Source organism: Vibrio splendidus 12E03 (assembly GCF_000272105.2).
In the GTDB taxonomy this organism is placed as follows: Bacteria; Pseudomonadota; Gammaproteobacteria; order Enterobacterales; family Vibrionaceae; genus Vibrio; species Vibrio splendidus_I.
In genome coordinates this window covers 14,831-32,534 of sequence record NZ_AJZD02000071.1, presented here as the reverse complement: position 1 = coordinate 32,534, position 17,704 = coordinate 14,831, and the positions used below count along the sequence as shown (strand labels likewise).

At 44.8% G+C, this 17,704-nt stretch carries 15 protein-coding genes and 1 pseudogene; 10 read left to right on the top strand and 6 right to left on the bottom strand.

Features of this window, described 5'->3' with window-relative positions:
- Nucleotides 1-2 precede the first annotated feature (2 nt).
- Complete coding sequence (locus A142_RS06680; RefSeq protein ID WP_019824793.1) at nucleotides 3-1,364, top strand: TRAP transporter large permease; 1,362 nt, start codon at nucleotides 3-5, stop codon at nucleotides 1,362-1,364.
- A gap of 45 nt (nucleotides 1,365-1,409) precedes the next feature.
- Here A142_RS06680 and A142_RS25085 read toward each other — a convergent pair whose 3' ends face one another.
- The 3 genes from A142_RS25085 to A142_RS06670 all read right to left on the bottom strand — a co-directional run bounded on the left by A142_RS25085 (nucleotide 1,410) and on the right by A142_RS06670 (nucleotide 4,861).
- Entirely contained in the window at nucleotides 1,410-1,583 is a 174-nt protein-coding gene (locus tag A142_RS25085; RefSeq protein WP_019824791.1) for a hypothetical protein, read from the bottom strand.
- 78 nt (nucleotides 1,584-1,661) lie between these two features.
- The gene (locus tag A142_RS06675; protein ID WP_019824789.1) at nucleotides 1,662-3,011 is read right to left on the bottom strand and encodes a sigma-54-dependent transcriptional regulator; all 1,350 of its coding nucleotides are present in this window, start codon (nucleotides 3,009-3,011) and stop codon (nucleotides 1,662-1,664) included.
- A gap of 29 nt (nucleotides 3,012-3,040) precedes the next feature.
- Complete coding sequence (locus tag A142_RS06670) at nucleotides 3,041-4,861, bottom strand: sensor histidine kinase (protein WP_019824787.1); 1,821 nt, start codon at nucleotides 4,859-4,861, stop codon at nucleotides 3,041-3,043.
- A gap of 163 nt (nucleotides 4,862-5,024) precedes the next feature.
- Between A142_RS06670 and A142_RS25615 the strand changes: the two are divergent.
- The 8 genes and pseudogenes from A142_RS25615 to A142_RS06635 all read left to right on the top strand — a co-directional run.
- Nucleotides 5,025-5,207 (top strand): annotated as a pseudogene (locus tag A142_RS25615) (hypothetical protein); the annotation flags it as partial.
- Between the two features lie 294 nt (nucleotides 5,208-5,501).
- Entirely contained in the window at nucleotides 5,502-6,800 is a 1,299-nt protein-coding gene (gene tig, locus A142_RS06665) for a trigger factor (protein WP_017106221.1), read from the top strand.
- Between the two features lie 105 nt (nucleotides 6,801-6,905).
- Entirely contained in the window at nucleotides 6,906-7,532 is a 627-nt protein-coding gene (gene clpP, locus A142_RS06660; RefSeq protein WP_004736080.1) for an ATP-dependent Clp endopeptidase proteolytic subunit ClpP, read from the top strand.
- Between the two features lie 81 nt (nucleotides 7,533-7,613).
- Nucleotides 7,614-8,894, top strand: coding sequence for an ATP-dependent protease ATP-binding subunit ClpX (gene clpX / locus A142_RS06655; protein ID WP_009847283.1), 1,281 nt, complete (start codon nucleotides 7,614-7,616; stop codon nucleotides 8,892-8,894).
- Between the two features lie 132 nt (nucleotides 8,895-9,026).
- Complete coding sequence (gene lon, locus A142_RS06650; protein ID WP_019824784.1) at nucleotides 9,027-11,378, top strand: endopeptidase La; 2,352 nt, start codon at nucleotides 9,027-9,029, stop codon at nucleotides 11,376-11,378.
- A gap of 169 nt (nucleotides 11,379-11,547) precedes the next feature.
- On the top strand, nucleotides 11,548-11,841 hold the full coding sequence (locus A142_RS06645; RefSeq protein ID WP_012604504.1) for an HU family DNA-binding protein: 294 nt from the start codon (nucleotides 11,548-11,550) through the stop codon (nucleotides 11,839-11,841).
- A 218-nt stretch (nucleotides 11,842-12,059) separates the two neighbouring features.
- Nucleotides 12,060-13,925 (top strand): peptidylprolyl isomerase, encoded by a 1,866-nt coding sequence (ppiD, locus tag A142_RS06640; RefSeq protein ID WP_019824780.1) that lies wholly within the window; start codon nucleotides 12,060-12,062, stop codon nucleotides 13,923-13,925.
- Between the two features lie 225 nt (nucleotides 13,926-14,150).
- Nucleotides 14,151-14,450: a ComEA family DNA-binding protein gene (locus A142_RS06635; RefSeq protein ID WP_017060617.1), complete on the top strand. Its 300-nt coding sequence runs from the start codon at nucleotides 14,151-14,153 to the stop codon at nucleotides 14,448-14,450.
- On the opposite strand, the gene rrtA is transcribed toward A142_RS06635, so the two are convergent.
- On the bottom strand, nucleotides 14,441-14,989 hold the full coding sequence (gene rrtA, locus A142_RS06630; protein ID WP_019824777.1) for a rhombosortase: 549 nt from the start codon (nucleotides 14,987-14,989) through the stop codon (nucleotides 14,441-14,443). The genes A142_RS06635 and rrtA overlap by 10 nt on opposite strands.
- Nucleotides 14,990-14,998: 9 nt before the next feature.
- Between rrtA and A142_RS06625 the strand changes: the two genes are divergently transcribed.
- Nucleotides 14,999-15,598, top strand: coding sequence for a tRNA-uridine aminocarboxypropyltransferase (locus tag A142_RS06625; RefSeq protein WP_019824775.1), 600 nt, complete (start codon nucleotides 14,999-15,001; stop codon nucleotides 15,596-15,598).
- Nucleotides 15,599-15,630: 32 nt separating this feature from the next.
- Here A142_RS06625 and A142_RS06620 read toward each other — a convergent pair whose 3' ends face one another.
- Nucleotides 15,631-16,974, bottom strand: a complete 1,344-nt coding sequence (locus tag A142_RS06620) for an anti-phage deoxyguanosine triphosphatase (protein WP_019824773.1) — start codon at nucleotides 16,972-16,974, stop codon at nucleotides 15,631-15,633.
- A 55-nt stretch (nucleotides 16,975-17,029) separates the two neighbouring features.
- Nucleotides 17,030-17,614 (bottom strand): 5'-deoxynucleotidase, encoded by a 585-nt coding sequence (yfbR, locus tag A142_RS06615; RefSeq protein ID WP_019824771.1) that lies wholly within the window; start codon nucleotides 17,612-17,614, stop codon nucleotides 17,030-17,032.
- Nucleotides 17,615-17,704: the final 90 nt, after the last annotated feature.

Here is a 17,704-nt window from a genome sequence, read left to right as displayed (position 1 = left end):
TCATGGCAATGTTATTTCTATTTTTGATGGTAATTGCTTTTATGTTGGTCGGTGTGCCAATTGCGATTTCCTTAGGTTTATCAAGCATCTTGTTTTTGTTGATGCATTCAGATGCGTCATTGGCATCGGTCGCACAAACTCTGTTTAACGCCTTTGCTGGCCACTACACATTGTTAGCGATTCCTTTCTTTATCTTGGCCTCGAGCTTTATGTCTACTGGTGGCGTGGCGAAACGAATTATCCGCTTTGCTATCGCGATGGTTGGCTGGTTCCGCGGTGGCTTGGCGATGGCGTCGGTTGTGGCATGTATGATGTTCGCAGCGTTGTCTGGCTCTTCACCTGCGACGGTAGTGGCGATTGGTAGTATCGTTATCGCAGGTATGATCAAAAACGGCTACACAAAAGAGTTCGCGGCAGGGGTTATCTGTAATGCGGGTACTTTGGGTATCTTGATTCCACCGTCAATCGTGATGGTAGTTTACGCTGCGGCGACGGATGTATCTGTAGGTCGTATGTTCCTCGGTGGCGTGATTCCTGGCCTGTTGGCAGGTGTGATGTTGATGATTGCTATCTACATTGCAGCACGTATTAAGAAGATTCCTGCACAGCCATTCGTGGGTTGGGGCGAGATGTTCGCAGCCGCAAAAGATGCGAGCTGGGGTTTGCTGCTGATTGTCATCATTTTAGGTGGTATCTACGGCGGTATCTTTACTCCGACAGAAGCTGCGGCAGTGGCTGCGGTGTATGCCTTCTTTATCGCCAACTTTATTTATAAAGATATGGGGCCGTTTGCGGACAAGAACAATACAAAGCCTGCTTTGGTGAAAGTGTTCCAAACTTTCTTCCATAAAGATACTAAAGACACGCTTTACGATGCAGGTAAGCTGACGATTATGCTGCTGTTTATCATTGCCAACGCTCTGATTCTTAAGCATGTACTGACCGAAGAACGCATTCCTCAGATGATCACTGAGTCTATGCTTTCTGCGGGCTTAGGGCCGATCACCTTCTTGATTGTAGTGAACGTTTTACTCTTGATTGGTGGTCAGTTCATGGAGCCATCAGGCTTGCTGATCATCGTTGCGCCATTGGTATTCCCAATCGCTATTGCACTCGGTATCGATCCAATTCACCTAGGTATCATGATGGTAGTGAACATGGAGATAGGGATGATAACGCCGCCTGTCGGGCTCAATTTGTTTGTGACCGCAGGTGTTGCCAAGATGTCGATGATGAACGTCGTGAAAGCTGCACTGCCGTGGGTAGGCGTGATGTTCTTATTCCTGATTATCGTCACTTACGTGCCTTGGGTATCAACATGGTTACCGACGACATTGATGGGACCGGAAATCATAACCAAGTAGTTATTTGGTGACATGGAATTTAACCCATAAGAAATGAGGAGGTCACTAGACCTCCTCATCTATATTTCTGCCACGATTTGAATGAGGGTTTATTTGCTCATACAGAGCGCGTTTTGCCTCTAATTCTGGCGTGTGTAGATCGACATGATTATCAGTATAAAAAATACCATCTATCTCGAAAGTATCGGTAATCGATGGCACTTTTGTTTTCTCACCCATAACGACTTCCTTATTATATTTATTGCATAACATCCTGTTAGTGAAATAAGTATAGGTGATCTTGCTCTCAAATCTAATTTAGTTTGGTTCTACCTTATAAGATTCTTTCGTGAGCTGGTGTTTTTGCATCTTATCGTAGAGGGTTTTCCTCGGTAATTGCAGCCTCTCCATGGTCTCTTTTATGCTGCCATTGCATTCAATAAGTGCCTGCTTCAACGTGTTTTTTTCAAAGTCAGATACCAATTCTGCCAAAGACAGCTCTTGAGTAGTTTCAGTGGCGCTGTCTGATAAGTGAGAAAGCTTACCTAAAAGTACAAAACGCTCTGCAGTATTACGTAATTCTCGAACATTTCCCGGCCAATCATGAGCCAAAAGTGCGTGCAGCTCCTTTTGTGGAAGGGCTGGGGCTGTCTTGCCATAACGCGCCGCAGCGACTAGCAAGAAGTGATGGAAGAGTGCTGGGATATCTTCTTGTCGGCTTCTTAACGGCGGTAAATCTAAGGTCACAACATTGAGTCGATAATAGAGATCTTGGCGGAAAGTGCCTTCTTCAGCGGCTTTCTTTAGGTCGACTTTAGTTGCCGCAATCACTCGAATATCGAGAGGGACTAAGCCATTAGACCCTACCCTTTCGATGACGCGTTCTTGCAAGACGCGCAACAGGCGAATTTGTGCCTGCATTGGCATTGATTCTATCTCATCTAAGAATAGGGTTCCGCCTTGAGCAAATTCAAATTTACCGACACGTTTGCTTTCTGCGCCAGTGAACGCACCTTTTTCATGGCCATACAGCTCACTCTCAATTAGGTTTTCAGGGACCGCTCCACAGTTGACCGCGACAAAGTTTTGTTCCCGCCTGCTGCTTTGTTCATGCAGAGAGCGTGCAACTAATTCTTTGCCGGTGCCTGTTTCGCCAAATAGCAATATGTCGGCATTGGTATCGGCAACGTGAGTGATGATAGACCGCAGCTCCGTCATTGATTGCGTGTCACCAATGATCCTTGGACCAAGTGCTTGGCTGGCCTTAAGTGAACGTTTTAATTCAAGGTTCTCAAGGGTGAGCTGACGTTTTTCTATCGCTCGCTTAGTGGTTTCGATTAGGCGTTCATTAGCGAAAGGTTTTTCAATGAAGTCATAGGCGCCGTATTGGATGGCTTGAACGGCCATTGAAATATCGCCGTGACCAGTAATCATGATCACGGGGATCTCTTTGTCTTTGTGCATCACGGTGTTGAGCAGATCATGCCCGGATAGACCTGGTAGGCAGATATCAGTGATGATCACGTGAGGTAAGCCGTTTTCTTGAATCGCGAGCAGAGCGGACTCCGCATCGGGAAAGAATTCGGCATCAATGTCAGCGAGCTCGAAGCTCTGTTCAATCGCCATTCTTAGGTCGGATTCATCATCAATGAAATAGACGTGACACATAGTGATTCCTTTACTTCTTTGTATTCTGGTTATTGCTGAGTTTTTACTTGCTGTTCTTGTTCAACAAGGGGCAACTCTATGCTGAATCGAGCACCACCTTGAGGGCTGCTTCCTGTAACGAGCTTGCCATTTATTCCGCTGATTATTTGTTGAGAAATTGATAGCCCAAGTCCAAGTCCGTTTTTCTTGGTGGTATGGAAGGGTTCAAAAAAGTTTCCGTTCGAAGGGGAGGTGAAGCCGGGGCCGTTATCATCGACATGAATCAGCAAGGTCTTGGCTTGTTGATGGTCGGACTCCTTAATCTCTAACAGAATAGCTAATTGTTTGTCGTCTTGTTGTTCCATCGCCTGAATTGCGTTGGTCAGCAGGTTAATGATCACCTGTTCCAGTTGAATGGCGTTGGCGATCACGCATGCATCAAAGGTTTCAGGGAGTTCGTTGACCTTAACTCGTTCACTCTTAAGTTGTGGCTTCATCAACTCTTTCGATGAATGTAAAACTGGGAGTATTTGTAATGTGTGTAGCTCTTCTGCGGTGGATTTCTTGGCGAAGGAGCGAAGCTGGTGGCTGATTTTCGCCATACGATCAGTGAGTGCCGAGATTCGTGATAGGTTGTCGTCGACTCGATCTGTTTTTTCTTTGGCAAGAAACAGTCGGCCGTTGTCGGCATAACTGCGAATCGCGGCAAGCGGGTTATTCAGTTCGTGACTGATGCTCGCTGACATCTGCCCTAGCACTGCCAGTTTGGCGGCTTGGATGAGCTCGTCTTGGGTTTGCCTCAGCACATGCTCGGTTTCGATACGGTGTTTGATCTCGACATGCAACTCCGATGTACGTTCAAGCACTTGAAATTCGAGTTTTTGCTTGGCTTCGGATTGCAGCCTATCTATCTGAGCACGTCTTTGTTGTCGATGGTGGTTGAGCTGCATCGTTAGATAAATGATCGCAAAGATAAGGCTCAGAACTACAAGGTAAGCAACCAAGTCCCACCACACTAAGTGGGTCGGAGAAAATACCCGTATGGTGAGTTTTGGTTCGGCTAGGAAACGCGAAGAGCTAAAGAACTGCTCTTGGACAAGTTTGTGTGGCGACTCAATACGACTGGTGGCACTGTCTAAATCACCAGAGAAGTGCAGGCTTTCTATTTTGGTATCGAGATACTGCCTGCTTTCCTGAATTCGAGTGTGTTGCGCTTCGCTTAGCGGCTGAAGGCTTTTGAAAAGCCATTCAGGGTTACTCGACATGAATACGATCTGGTCTTTATCGTCAGCAACAAAAAAACTCTGTTTGCCTTTCCAACTTGCTTCAATCAGCGATAAATCCATCTTTACGACAATGACGCCAATAATCTCGGCGGCATAGGAGACGGGGTAAGAATAATAATACCCTCGCTTTCCAGAGGTTGAACCTAGCGCAAAATATTGATTTTCATTACCAATAATTGCCTCTTGAAAGTAGGGGCGGAAAGCAAAATTACGACGAATAAAAGAACGCGGTTGATTCCAGTTACTGGCTGCAATGGTGGTGCCGATACTGTCTAGTAGGTAGGTGTCGGATGCTTGAATCACCGAGTTTACGTGCTCTAGATAACGATTGGTGAGTTCGATTTGCGCAGAGTTACTTGGAGAGTGCAGGGCATCGACCAGCTCTTTGTCTTTTGAAAGCAGCTCGGGAATGTGCGCGAACTTATCCAATTGGCTTGAAATATGAACCGAAAAGCGGTCCAGCTTAGATTGATGATCATTTAACAAACTTTCATGGCTTGTGCTCCACACCCAATGACCGCCAAACACCATCAGTAAACTGTATGTGGCCATTAATAGTATTGGGATTCTAAAAGCTTGAAACATGAAGGCTCTCCGCTAGTTTCTTTGGTAAAAAATCAAGCCTGTCTTCTCTCGTTTATGGTAGCAAATAGCGGTAGTTTTTGCTGAAAGCAGAGAGTGAACAGATGGGTGTAGGTTAAGGGTTTGTAACGGGGATTGTTGAAAAAGTTATCGACTCTGAGGGGTAAAACAAGAGCAAGATCTCTTTTTAAGGTTTTTAGCAAAAAAAGCCCTCGATTCCCTTGAAAAAGTCGCTATTGTCCCCATTTCTGTTGTGCTAAGTGATGATTTGATCGTTTTTGTATCACTTAGTTGGACGAATTTAGAGCATTCATCATCATGCAGAGGTGAACGGCTCGACAGAGATTAAACAGATCGCTAGAATGTCGCGTCTAAAATTTCTGTCCTGAGGCTAATCGGAGATACCTTTCTTGTTTCTGAAAATAAGCTTTATTGCGTTTTAATCGACGTGTGAAGAACGAAGATATCGCTGATTAGTCTGGTGTTTGGTTGAATAATCAATTCAGACATCAATGCTCGATTTTAAATTAGGTGTTCGGATAGAGCACTACACAAGGATGCAGCCAACAACGTCTGCTTTTGAATTAAAGCTAAGTTACGGCTCATATGCTCAGATTACTGAGCCAGTTTTGAGGTTTATATAATGCAAGTTACTGTTGAAACGCTAGAAGGCCTAGAGCGCCGTCTTAATATTACTGTTCCTGCTGCTAACATCGAAGATGCAGTTACAGCTGAACTACGCAACATCGCGAAAAACCGTCGTTTCGATGGTTTCCGTAAAGGCAAAGTGCCAATGAAGATGGTTGCTAAAATGTACGGCAAAGCAGTACGTCAAGACGTGATGGGCGAAGTAATGCAACGTCACTTCATCGAAGCGATCGTTAAAGAGAAAATCAACCCAGCTGGCGCACCTACTTTCGCACCAGTTGAAAACAACGAAGGCGCTGATCTAGTATTCAACGCAACTTTTGAAGTTTACCCAGAAGTTGAGCTGAAAGGTCTAGAAAACATCACTGTTGAGAAACCAGCAGTAGAAGTTAAAGAAGCTGACGTTGAAGAGATGATCGAAACTCTACGTAAGCAACAAGCAACTTGGACTGAAGTTGAAGCTGCTGCTGACGCTGGTTCTCGTGCAACTATCGACTTCGTTGGTTCTATCGACGGTGAAGAGTTTGAAGGCGGCAAAGCTGAGAACTTCCCACTAGAGATGGGCGCTGGTCGCATGATCCCTGGCTTCGAAGACGGTATCGTTGGTAAAACAGCAGGTATGGAATTCGAAATCGACGTAAACTTCCCAGAAGATTACCACGCTGAAAACCTAAAAGGTAAAGCAGCTAAGTTCTCTATCAAGCTGAACAAAGTTGAAGCTCGTGAACTTCCAGAACTAAACGAAGAATTCGTTTCTAAGTTCGGTGCTGCTGACGGCGTTGAAGGTCTTAAAGCTGAAGTTCGTAAGAACATGGAGCGTGAGCTTAAGCAAGCTGTTAAGAACCGCATCAAAGAGCAAGCTATCGACGGTCTAGTTAACGAAAACAACATCGACGTACCTTCTGCTCTTATCGATCAAGAGATCGGTGTTCTACGTCAACAAGCTGCTCAACGTTTCGGTGGCAACACTGAAGCTGCTGACCAACTTCCACGTGAGCTGTTCGAAGAGCAAGCTAAACGTCGCGTAGTTGTAGGTCTTCTTCTTGGTGAAGTAATCAAGACTGAAGAGCTAAAAGCTGACGACGAGAAAGTTAAAGCTATCATCGAAGAGATGGCTACAGCATACGAAGATCCAACAGAAGTTATTGCTTACTACGAGCAAAACGAGCAAATGATGAACAACATGCGCAATGTTGCTCTAGAAGAGCAAGCTATTGATGCAATCATCGCTAAAGCTCAAGTTTCTGATAAAGAAGTTAGCTTCAACGAGCTAATGAATCAGCAACCTGCTTAATATAGTAATATCTGACGTAGAAGGTTGACGTACGGTCAACAATTCTGCTAACAATGGTCCGTATGATTTAATCATTCGGGCCATTTATTTTAGGGACATAAGAATATGAGCTACCAAGAAAAAAATACAATGCCATCGATTATGGACGCACTAGTTCCTATGGTGGTTGAACAGACTTCCCGTGGTGAACGTTCTTACGATATTTATTCTCGTCTATTAAAAGAACGTATCATTTTCTTAACAGGTCAAGTGGAAGACCACATGGCAAATCTTGTCGTGGCTCAACTGCTTTTCTTGGAATCAGAAAACCCAGACAAAGATATCTATCTTTACATCAACTCACCTGGCGGTAGCGTAACAGCAGGTATGTCTATCTACGACACAATGCAGTTCATCAAGCCAAACGTGAGCACAGTATGTATGGGTCAAGCTTGCTCTATGGGTGCATTCTTACTAGCGGGTGGTACTCCTGGTAAGCGTCACGTGCTTCCAAACTCACGTGTAATGATTCACCAGCCACTTGGCGGCTTCCAAGGCCAAGCGTCTGATATTCAAATTCACGCGCAAGAGATCCTAACGATCAAACAAAAGCTAAACAAACTATTGGCAGAGCACACTGGTCAGCCTTTAGAAGTTGTTGAGCGCGATACAGATCGTGATAACTTCATGTCTGCTGATCAAGCAGTAGAATACGGCTTAGTGGATTCAGTTCTTAATCACCGCGGTCAATAATTGCAGGGCAATTGTTTAACGCAAAGTGATTCAAATTGATATACACTCAAGCATAGAGAGTTAAGGCTAAGAGGTTAGCGAATGACAGATAAAAGCAAAGAGGGTGGTAGCGGTAAACTGCTTTACTGCTCTTTCTGTGGCAAAAGCCAACACGAAGTTCGCAAGTTAATCGCAGGTCCTTCTGTTTACATTTGTGATGAATGTGTCGATCTTTGTAACGACATTATTCGTGAAGAAATTAAAGATGTTCTTCCTAAGAAAGAATCGGAATCGCTGCCAACGCCGCGTGAGATTCGTGAGCATCTTGACGACTATGTAATCGGTCAAGAATACGCGAAGAAAGTGCTAGCAGTTGCAGTTTATAACCACTACAAGCGTTTACGTAATGGTGATACGACAGCTGAAGGCGTAGAGCTAGGTAAGAGTAACATTCTTCTTATCGGTCCTACTGGTAGTGGTAAAACACTACTGGCTGAAACATTGGCTCGTTTCCTAGACGTTCCTTTCACAATGGCAGATGCAACAACACTAACCGAAGCAGGTTACGTGGGCGAAGATGTTGAAAACATCATCCAGAAGTTGCTTCAGAAGTGTGATTACGACGTAGCGAAAGCGGAACGCGGCATTGTTTACATCGATGAAATCGACAAGATTTCTCGTAAAGCTGAAAACCCATCAATCACGCGTGACGTGTCTGGTGAAGGTGTACAGCAAGCTCTACTAAAACTTGTTGAAGGTACAGTTGCTTCAGTTCCACCTCAAGGTGGTCGTAAGCATCCACAGCAAGAGTTCTTGCAAGTGGACACGTCTAAGATCCTATTTATCTGTGGTGGTGCGTTTGCAGGCCTAGATAAAGTGATTGAACAGCGTGTAGAAACAGGTTCAGGTATCGGCTTTGGCGCAGAAGTGCGTTCAAAAGACGAAACCAAAACTATCGGTGAATTGTTCACTCAAGTAGAACCTGAAGATCTAGTGAAATATGGTCTGATTCCAGAATTCATTGGTCGTCTACCTGTGACAACTACACTGACAGAGCTTGATGAAGAAGCGCTAATCCAAATCCTATGTGAGCCAAAGAATGCACTGACAAAACAGTACGCAGCATTATTTGAGCTTGAGGATACAGAGCTAGAATTCCGTGAAGACGCCCTACGCGCAATTGCTAAGAAAGCAATGAACCGTAAAACAGGTGCTCGTGGTCTACGCTCTATTTTGGAGGGTGTTCTACTAGAAACTATGTATGAACTGCCATCTTCAACTGATGTAAGCAAGGTTGTGATTGATGAGTCGGTAATTAATGGTGAGTCAGAACCACTGTTGATTTACAGCAACTCAGACAACCAAGCAGCTGTTGCAGAGTAGGTCTTTTTTAGACAAGTCACTCAAATTGAAAAAGGAGGTAAGCAATTACCTCCTTTTTTTTATTCTTCCATTGAATCCAGTCGTTTAAGCCCCATATACTGCTTTATAAGTTAAAGCGGAAGAGAGAAATATATGAACTTGGAACGTTCCGAGCGTATCGAAATCCCCGTGCTACCTCTACGTGATGTAGTGGTTTACCCACACATGGTTATTCCATTGTTTGTCGGTCGTGAAAAATCGATTACATGCCTTGAATCGGCAATGGAAGCTAACAAACAAGTACTACTTGTAGCGCAGAAAGAAGCGGACACTGATGAGCCTTCAATCGACGACCTATTTAACGTAGGTACAGTCGCTACTATTCTTCAGTTACTAAAGCTCCCTGATGGTACGGTTAAAGTACTTGTTGAAGGTCAGCAGCGTGCAAAAATTCACCAATTCAAAGAAAGTGAATTCTTCCTAGCGGATGCCGAATACGTTGTTACCTCAGAACTTGACGAAAAAGAACAAGAAGTGGTTGTTCGTAGTGCGATCAATCAATTCGAAGGCTTTATTAAGCTGAACAAAAAGATTCCACCAGAGGTTCTAACGTCTCTGAACGGTATTGATGAGGCAGCTCGCCTTGCTGATACGATTGCTGCGCACATGCCACTTAAACTGGTAGACAAGCAGCACGTTCTAGAGATCTTAGATGTAACTGAACGTCTGGAATTCTTGATGGGCCAAATGGAGTCAGAAATTGACATCCTGCAAGTTGAAAAACGCATCCGTGGCCGCGTTAAGAAGCAGATGGAAAAATCTCAGCGTGAGTACTACCTGAATGAGCAAATGAAAGCGATTCAGAAAGAACTTGGCGAGATGGACGACGCACCTGATGAATTCGAGACTCTGAAGAAGAAGATCGAAGATTCTAAGATGCCTCAAGAAGCTCGTGAGAAAACTGAGCAAGAACTGCAAAAACTGAAAATGATGTCGCCAATGTCTGCTGAAGCAACAGTAGTACGTAGCTACATTGATTGGATGGTTGGCGTTCCTTGGGCTAAGCGTTCAAAAGTTAAAAAGAATTTAGCGAAAGCGGAAGAGATCTTAAACGAAGATCACTACGGCTTAGAGCGTGTTAAAGAACGTATTCTTGAGTACTTGGCAGTACAAAACCGTATCAACAAGCTAAAAGGCCCAATCCTTTGTCTTGTAGGTCCTCCTGGTGTAGGTAAAACCTCACTAGGTCGTTCGATTGCTGCGGCAACGGGTCGTAAGTACACACGTATGGCACTAGGTGGCGTTCGTGATGAAGCTGAGATTCGTGGTCACCGTCGTACGTACATCGGTTCACTTCCGGGTAAATTAATCCAGAAGATGTCTAAAGTTGGCGTTAAGAACCCACTGTTCCTATTAGATGAAATCGATAAGATGTCCTCTGATATGCGTGGCGACCCATCTTCAGCGCTTCTAGAAGTTCTAGACCCTGAGCAAAACAATGCATTCAACGATCACTATCTAGAAGTCGATTACGATCTGTCTGATGTGATGTTCGTGGCAACGTCTAACTCAATGGACATTCCTGGCCCACTGCTGGACCGTATGGAAGTGATTCGCCTGTCTGGTTACACAGAAGATGAAAAGCTGAACATTGCTAAGAGCCACCTATTGGACAAGCAAGTTCAACGCAACGGTCTTAAGCCTCATGAGATTGAGATCGAAGACTCTGCAATCATCGGCATCATTCGTTACTACACGCGTGAAGCGGGTGTGCGTAGCCTAGAGCGTGAAATCTCTAAGATCTGTCGTAAAGCAGTGAAGAACATCTTGCTAGACAGCGACCTTAAGTCTGTAACGGTTAACATTGATAACCTGAAAGAGTACTTAGGCGTTCAACGTCATGACTTCGGTAAAGCGGATGAAAGCAACCGTATTGGTCAAGTAACTGGTTTAGCTTGGACTCAAGTCGGTGGTGATCTACTGACTATTGAAACTGAAGCAATGCCGGGTAAAGGTAAGCTAACGCAAACCGGTTCACTTGGCGATGTGATGAAAGAATCGATCCAAGCGGCAATGACTGTGGTTCGTTCTCGTGCAGAAAAACTGGGTATTAACTCAGATTTCTACGAAAAGCGCGATATTCACGTTCACGTACCAGAAGGTGCAACACCGAAAGATGGCCCGAGTGCGGGTATCGCAATGTGTACTGCACTAGTGTCTAGCTTGACGGGTAACCCTGTTAAAGCTGAGGTCGGTATGACAGGTGAAATTACCCTTCGTGGTGAAGTTTTACCTATCGGTGGCTTGAAAGAAAAACTGCTTGCAGCACACCGTGGCGGCATTAAAACTGTACTGATTCCTAAAGACAATGAGCGTGATTTGGAAGAGATTCCAGACAACGTAATCGCTGACTTGAAGGTGATCCCGGTTCAGTGGATTGATGAAGTACTCAAAGTCGCGCTAGAACGAGATCCGTCAGGGGTCGAGTTTGACGTGAAAAAATAGTGATGCATAGCAAAAATAAGTAAAGAATTACGCTGATAGGCTCGAAAAGGCTTGTCAGCGTTTTTTTTGGACGCTAAGTTATTGAACAAAGCGGCAGCCCTTTTGCAATAAGGCTTGCGGCTAAATTAAAACCAAAATGGAACGTACAGTCATCGAGAAGTAGTCACAGATGACACATAGGGGAAAAACAGTGAATAAAACACAACTAGTAGAATCAATCGCAGAAAACGCAGACATCTCTAAAGCTTCAGCTGGCCGCGCTCTAGACGCATTCATCGAAGCAGTTGGCACAACGCTACAATCAGGCGACCAAGTTGCACTTGTTGGCTTTGGTACTTTCAGTGTTCGTACTCGTGCTGCTCGTACAGGTCGTAACCCAAAAACTGGTGAAGAGATCCAAATCGCAGAAGCTAAAGTACCTGGCTTCAAAGCGGGTAAAGCACTTAAAGACGCATGTAACTAATTTTCACTGCTGAAACCTCCATTTAAGAGGGGAAGGCAGTAAAATGCGTTTACTGTTTGAAAAATGATGTTTCATTCTCAGACAGTATGTGGACAAAGCACATTGAACTTATTTAAATTATGCGCATCCTACTGATGCGCATTTCTTTTTCTGATAATATCGCGTGAATAGATTTTTATTTTGAAGCCAATGCTTCATATCCGGAGAGCACTTAAATTATGATGGATCGATTACGCGAAGGCGTGAATAGCATCGCGGTAAAAATTATCCTTGGGTTGATTATCCTGTCATTCGTATTCGCAGGTGTAGGCAGCTACATCACCGGTGGCGGTAACAACGCAGCAGCTAAAGTTGGCAACACAGAAATTGCTCGTGGTGAGTTCGAACAGGCTTACCAAAACGAACGTAATCGCATGCAGTCTCAACTAGGCGATTACTTTGCTCAAATGCTTGCAGACCCTGCATACGTAGAGTCTTTCCGTAAATCAGTTCTTGATCGCATGATCAATGACGTTCTACTTGAGCAGCAAGCTGAGTCTCTAGGTCTACGAATCAGTGACACTCAAATCCGTACCATGATTCTAGAAATGCCTCAATTCCAAACGGCTGGTCAATTCGACCAAGAAGTTTACCAATCGGCATTACGTCGTGCAGGTTTCAGCGCAGAAAGTTTCGCTGAATACATGCGTCGTGATCTAATGCGCAACCAGCTTGTTACTGCTCTACAAGGCAGCGAATTCGTTCTTCAAGGTGAGATCGATACGCAAAGCAAGCTTATTGCTCAAACTCGTGACATTCGCACAGTGACTCTTTCTGTTGCTGACTTAGCGAAAGACATCGAGCTAACTGACGAACAGATCGAACAGTACTACACTGAGAACCCAGCAGCTTACACTCGTCCAGAGCAAGCTAAGGTGTCTTACATCGAGCTTTCTGCTGAAGCACTTAAGTCTCAGCTTGAAGTTAGTGATGAAGAAGCTCAGAAATACTATCAAGAGCACCTAGACAAGTACTCAACTGAAGAGCAACGTAAAGTTAGCCACATCCTAGTTCAAGGCGATGACGAAGCGAAAGCTCAGTCAATCCTAGACGAGCTAAATGCAGGCGCTGATTTTGCTACGCTAGCGGAAGAGAAATCTGACGACTTCGGTAGTGCAGATGTTGGCGGTGACTTGGGTTGGATTGAACGTGATGTTATGGACCCAGCATTCGAAGACGCGGCTTTCGCTCTTGAGAATATTGGCGATACGACTGGCCTAGTTAAATCTGATTTCGGCTACCACATCATCAAGCTAGACGAACTAAAAGCGTCTCAAGCTCAGCCTTACTCAGAAGTAGCGGCAGAGATCAAGCAAGAACTACTAGACCAGCACGCTGTAGACCAGTTCTACGAGCAGCAAACTGAGCTAGAAAAAGTAGCGTTTGAATTCCCAGATTCTCTAGATGATTCTGCAGAAGCTATCAACGCTAAGATCACAACGACAGATTTCATCTCTCAAGTTGACGCTCCAGAAGTTCTGATGACGCCTGCAGTTATGCAAGCAATCTTGAGCCCTGAAGTGAAAGAAGATGGTCTGAACTCGGAAGTTATCGAAGTTGCACCTGAGCACGTAATTGTTGTTCGTGTAGAAGAGACTCGTGATGAGACAGTTCTTCCTCTAGCTGAAGTGAAAGCTCAAGTTGTCGCTGCGCTGTCTGCTGTACAAGCAGAGCAACAAGCGGTTGAGCTAGGTGTTTCTCTAGTGAATGAACTTGAGCAAGGCAATGAAGCAGTACTAGCGGACAACAACCTTGAGTTCACTGAACTTGAAACGATTGACCGTAACTCGCCATTAGCGGCATCTGTATTCGCTCTAGCGAAACCAGAAGCAGGTCAAGCTGTGTTCGGTCAATCTAAAGACCAAGACGGTAACATCGTTGTTGTTGAGCTTTCTAAAGTAACGGCTGAGATCAACCCAGCTTACAGCACTCAAATTGGTGCACAGTTGGAGCGAGTTGGTAACCAGCAAGACTTGACTAACGTATTAAACGTACTGCGTAAAAACGCAGACGTTGAATACTACGTAGTGGGTCAAGGTCAGTAAGCGTTTGATTCCCTCAGTAGCAAGCTCAAGTTAGAGCTTACTACTGGGAATCAACACATGATTGTTAGGCTCTAATTCAGATTTGTGAGCCAACAAACAAGCTGATGAAAATAAGATGTATAACGAAGCGGGTCACTTAGGTGACCCGCTTTATTTTTGTCTGGTGATTGTGTTATCTAGCGCGGCAAATGCATAAGTTACGTTTTTTGAACAAAGGAACTATTTATGCGCACGATATATTCAACACTAATTCTTTCATTTCTGATGCTCTTAAGCCCTGCCGTGTTTGCAGACAGCCCAACCAAGGCTGAGCTTTACGAAGGCATTGAGATTACGGTCAACATCAATACCGCGACGGCAGAAGAACTTTCAGCACTATTGGTTGGCGTGGGTGACAAGAAAGCCAAAGAAATCGTCGATTACAGAGATCAGAACGGGGCATTTACTACTGCTGATGATTTGGTGAGTGTCAAAGGGATAGGTGAAGCGACGGTTGAAAAGAACCGCGAAAGAATTCAGCTTTGATTCGTTTTTCTATCCGTTATAAATAACACGACAGCCATGAAGCCTCCAGCCAGTGCACCTGCTAGGTGGGCTTCAATGGCGACACGAGCATTAATCAGTTCGCCAGTCGTGCTAGAAGGGCCAACAAGCTGCTCGCAAGCTATTTTAGCTATTAACCCCAACACTAGAAGCCAGCTTGACTTCCTGCCGCTCAGCGCTTCATTGAGAGCGAATAAGCCAAACAACCCATGTAATGTTCCCGATAAGCCAACATAGATTTGAATACTCGACAGTAACAGAGCGAATCCAGTGACTAAACTAATGAAAAGCAATGCGCTGAGCAGTTGTTTTTTATTGGGTTGAAACAGATAACTGATGATCCATAAGCCGGCTAGATTCATCAGCAGGTGCAAGTAGTTGGTATGTGAAAAGTTTCCTGTTAGGATCCGCCACCATTGCCCATCGGCGATCGCATTTTTATCCCAAACTACCCAAGCCTGCACAGGCTCTAGTTGGAATAAGACGCATAAAAGTGAAGTGAAAATTAAAACAGGGTACACATTAAATCCATGTCTCGTTATTGCCGCCAATGCAGCAAGGCTTTGAAAGCTTGTATATGTCAGTGGGTTACGCCACTCGAATCGAATGTTGAGCTTATCATTCTTCAGCACCCATCAGAAGAGCATCGCCCGATGGGAACAGCGCGTATTCTCTCGTTATCTCTAAATAACAGCGTGACGCTTGTTGGTGAAGACTTTTCAGAGAATGAACAACTCAACGCATTGTTGTGCGATGAACAGTACCAACATGTGATTTTATACCCAAGCGAAAACTCTGTTTCAGTTGAGTCGGCGACATGTCCTAATAAGAAGCTGCGTGTGATTTTATTGGATGGTACGTGGAAAAAGGCCTTCAAGATGTGGCAAGTATCGAGTAACTTGCATGCATTGAACACGGTTCACTTGCCGAAAGATCTCAAGGGTAATTACCGAATTCGCAAAGCGCCAAGTGAAAACAGCCTTTCGACTGTAGAGGCGGGTTATCACCTGTTGAGCTTGTTAGAAAATGACCGAGACTTTAGCCCTTTGCTAACGGCATTTGACCAGATGATTCAGTTTCAAATCAATCAAATGCCGCCGGGCGTGTTTGAGAAAAACTACTTAGATTAAGATTAAGCCGTTTCACTAGCACGAGTCAGAAATTAAAACTCAGTATGAGCCGAGAACAATTGCTGATGCATTTTCTGCGCAAGATCATCGGTCATTGATGAGATGTAGTCGGCTATCACGCGCATCTTTCTCGATTCATCGTCATGCTGTAGCCATTGCTTCTTGATGGGCAGTGGCAACAAACGTTCAGGATCAGCGCTGAATGCTTCAAACATATCCATGATGATCTGTTGGCCTTTGTATTCGATCACCTGAACCTGCGGAACTTGAATCACGAACTCGCTGACAAAGTGTTTCAGCTTATCGAGTGTGCCGTCCATGCTCGGTTCAAGTACCGCATTATAAGCCAAAAGCACATTCTCAAAGTTAGCATCCATGCGCTTAATCGAGATACTGGTTAACAGTGCGTTGACTATCCCACCAATCGCATCCTTTCGACGATACTGTTCACCAGAGAACAGCATTTCTGTAATAGAATCTAGGTGTTCACAAATCCATGGGTCGGCTATCTCTTTCAGTTGAGGGTAAGCCGATTCGACCCACTGAGCTTTGGTCACAGAGCCAAGTACAATCGCATCTTCTAAATCATGCACGCCATACGCGATGTCATCAGCCAACTCCATAATCGAACAATCTAGCGACTTATATTTGGTCTTGTTGTGCTCAAGTGGCTCGGTGTGTGTTTTTCTTTTCTGTTTTAGAAGCTGTTGGTCGCTGCTTGAAAGCGGCTCCAGTACCCAGTTAAACAACTCTTCATCATGATCGTAGATGCCTTTTGCTGGCATCCAATCTTTAGCTCGGAGCTGTCGTTGATGCTTAACGGGCTCAGAGTGCAATTTGGCTTGAACCTCACTCAGCAGAGAAGGGTACTTAATCAGACCTAACAAAGTGCGTCGAGATAGGTTCATCCCGTGATGCTCAGTGTAGGGTTCTAGCTGTGTGACAATGCGAAACGTTTGAGCGTTGCCCTCAAAGCCGCCGTGGTCGCGCATCATGTAGTTGAGTGCGACTTCACCGCCATGTCCATAGGGAGGATGACCGATGTCGTGAGCTAAACACAGTGAATCAATCAAGCTGTCTGAGGGTAATAGGTCTCGAAATTCGGGCTGCTTTTTCTTCAGTTGAGCGACGATACCGGTGCCAAGCTGAGCGGCCTCAAGAGAGTGAGTAAGGCGCGTTCGGTGAAAGTCGTTGACCGTGGTGCCATGGATCTGGGTTTTCGCTTGTAAGCGGCGGAAGGCAGCAGAGTGAAGCACGCGTGCACGGTCACGCTGATACGGGCTGCGATGATCATCACGTCTTATTTTGTGTTCATCGTCATTTCGATGCTGCCATTCTTGTTCGAGTACAAAGGGTGGTTCGAGTTGAGAATTCAAAATAGCACCTATCAAATTGATTTTATTTAGCTAATTAAAAACAACTTATACCCAGCTAGCTTATCTCGTCTAGTGATAATTCGAAGCTCGGCGCAAATGTGGTGAGAAAATAGTCCATTTCAGGGCTTTTGCGTTGTTCGAGTGTTTCTTCTAATCGGCGCTTGGCTTGCTCGTATTCATGGTTGCCCGCACTGAGCTCTTCCAAGCATTTCAAATAAGCACAGATAGTATCTGCTTGCTTGACGATGCTTTGCTCTTCTTTACTCGCAGTACCAGATATTAAGAAGGGGGCGAAGTCGTCTCGGAACTCTTCTGGCAACATCGAAAGCAGTCTTTGTTCTGCTGCGGCTTCTATCTTCTTATACTCTTGTGCAATGTCTGGATTGTAGTATTTAACCGGCGTTGGTAGATCTCCAGTCAGTACCTCACTGGTGTCATGGTACATACCAAGCAGGGCTATGTGCTCTGGATTGAGTTTGCCATCAAATTTCTTGTTTTTGATAAGTGCCAAGGCATGGGCGACGAAAGCAACCTGTAGGCTATGCTCTGAAATGTTTTCGCTTGAGATTGAACGCATGAGAGGCCAACGCTGGATAAGCTTCATGCGTGCTAGATGGGCAAAGAAATGGCTTTGTTTCATAATCGTCCTTTCTAAACTGTGCTCCACTCGCAATAGTTTTCTCACAAATAGTGCGAGACAGCGGGTACGAAAAAGGCTCCTAAACAGGAG

Excerpts from the sequence above, each read along its gene's own strand:
- yfbR (WP_019824771.1), bottom strand. The coding sequence starts at position 17,614 with ATGAAACAAAGCCATTTCTTTGCCCATCTAGCACGCATGAAGCTTATC.
- ppiD (WP_019824780.1), top strand. The coding sequence starts at position 12,060 with ATGATGGATCGATTACGCGAAGGCGTGAATAGCATCGCGGTAAAAATT.
- A142_RS25085 (WP_019824791.1), bottom strand. The coding sequence starts at position 1,583 with ATGGGTGAGAAAACAAAAGTGCCATCGATTACCGATACTTTCGAGATA.
- A142_RS06645 (WP_012604504.1), top strand. The coding sequence starts at position 11,548 with ATGACACATAGGGGAAAAACAGTGAATAAAACACAACTAGTAGAATCA.
- clpP (WP_004736080.1), top strand. The coding sequence starts at position 6,906 with ATGAGCTACCAAGAAAAAAATACAATGCCATCGATTATGGACGCACTA.
- A142_RS06625 (WP_019824775.1), top strand. The coding sequence starts at position 14,999 with ATGTCTCGTTATTGCCGCCAATGCAGCAAGGCTTTGAAAGCTTGTATA.
- tig (WP_017106221.1), top strand. The coding sequence starts at position 5,502 with ATGCAAGTTACTGTTGAAACGCTAGAAGGCCTAGAGCGCCGTCTTAAT.
- clpX (WP_009847283.1), top strand. The coding sequence starts at position 7,614 with ATGACAGATAAAAGCAAAGAGGGTGGTAGCGGTAAACTGCTTTACTGC.
- A142_RS06680 (WP_019824793.1), top strand. The coding sequence starts at position 3 with ATGGCAATGTTATTTCTATTTTTGATGGTAATTGCTTTTATGTTGGTC.
- A142_RS06670 (WP_019824787.1), bottom strand. The coding sequence starts at position 4,861 with ATGTTTCAAGCTTTTAGAATCCCAATACTATTAATGGCCACATACAGT.
- lon (WP_019824784.1), top strand. The coding sequence starts at position 9,027 with ATGAACTTGGAACGTTCCGAGCGTATCGAAATCCCCGTGCTACCTCTA.
- A142_RS06675 (WP_019824789.1), bottom strand. The coding sequence starts at position 3,011 with ATGTGTCACGTCTATTTCATTGATGATGAATCCGACCTAAGAATGGCG.
- A142_RS06635 (WP_017060617.1), top strand. The coding sequence starts at position 14,151 with ATGCGCACGATATATTCAACACTAATTCTTTCATTTCTGATGCTCTTA.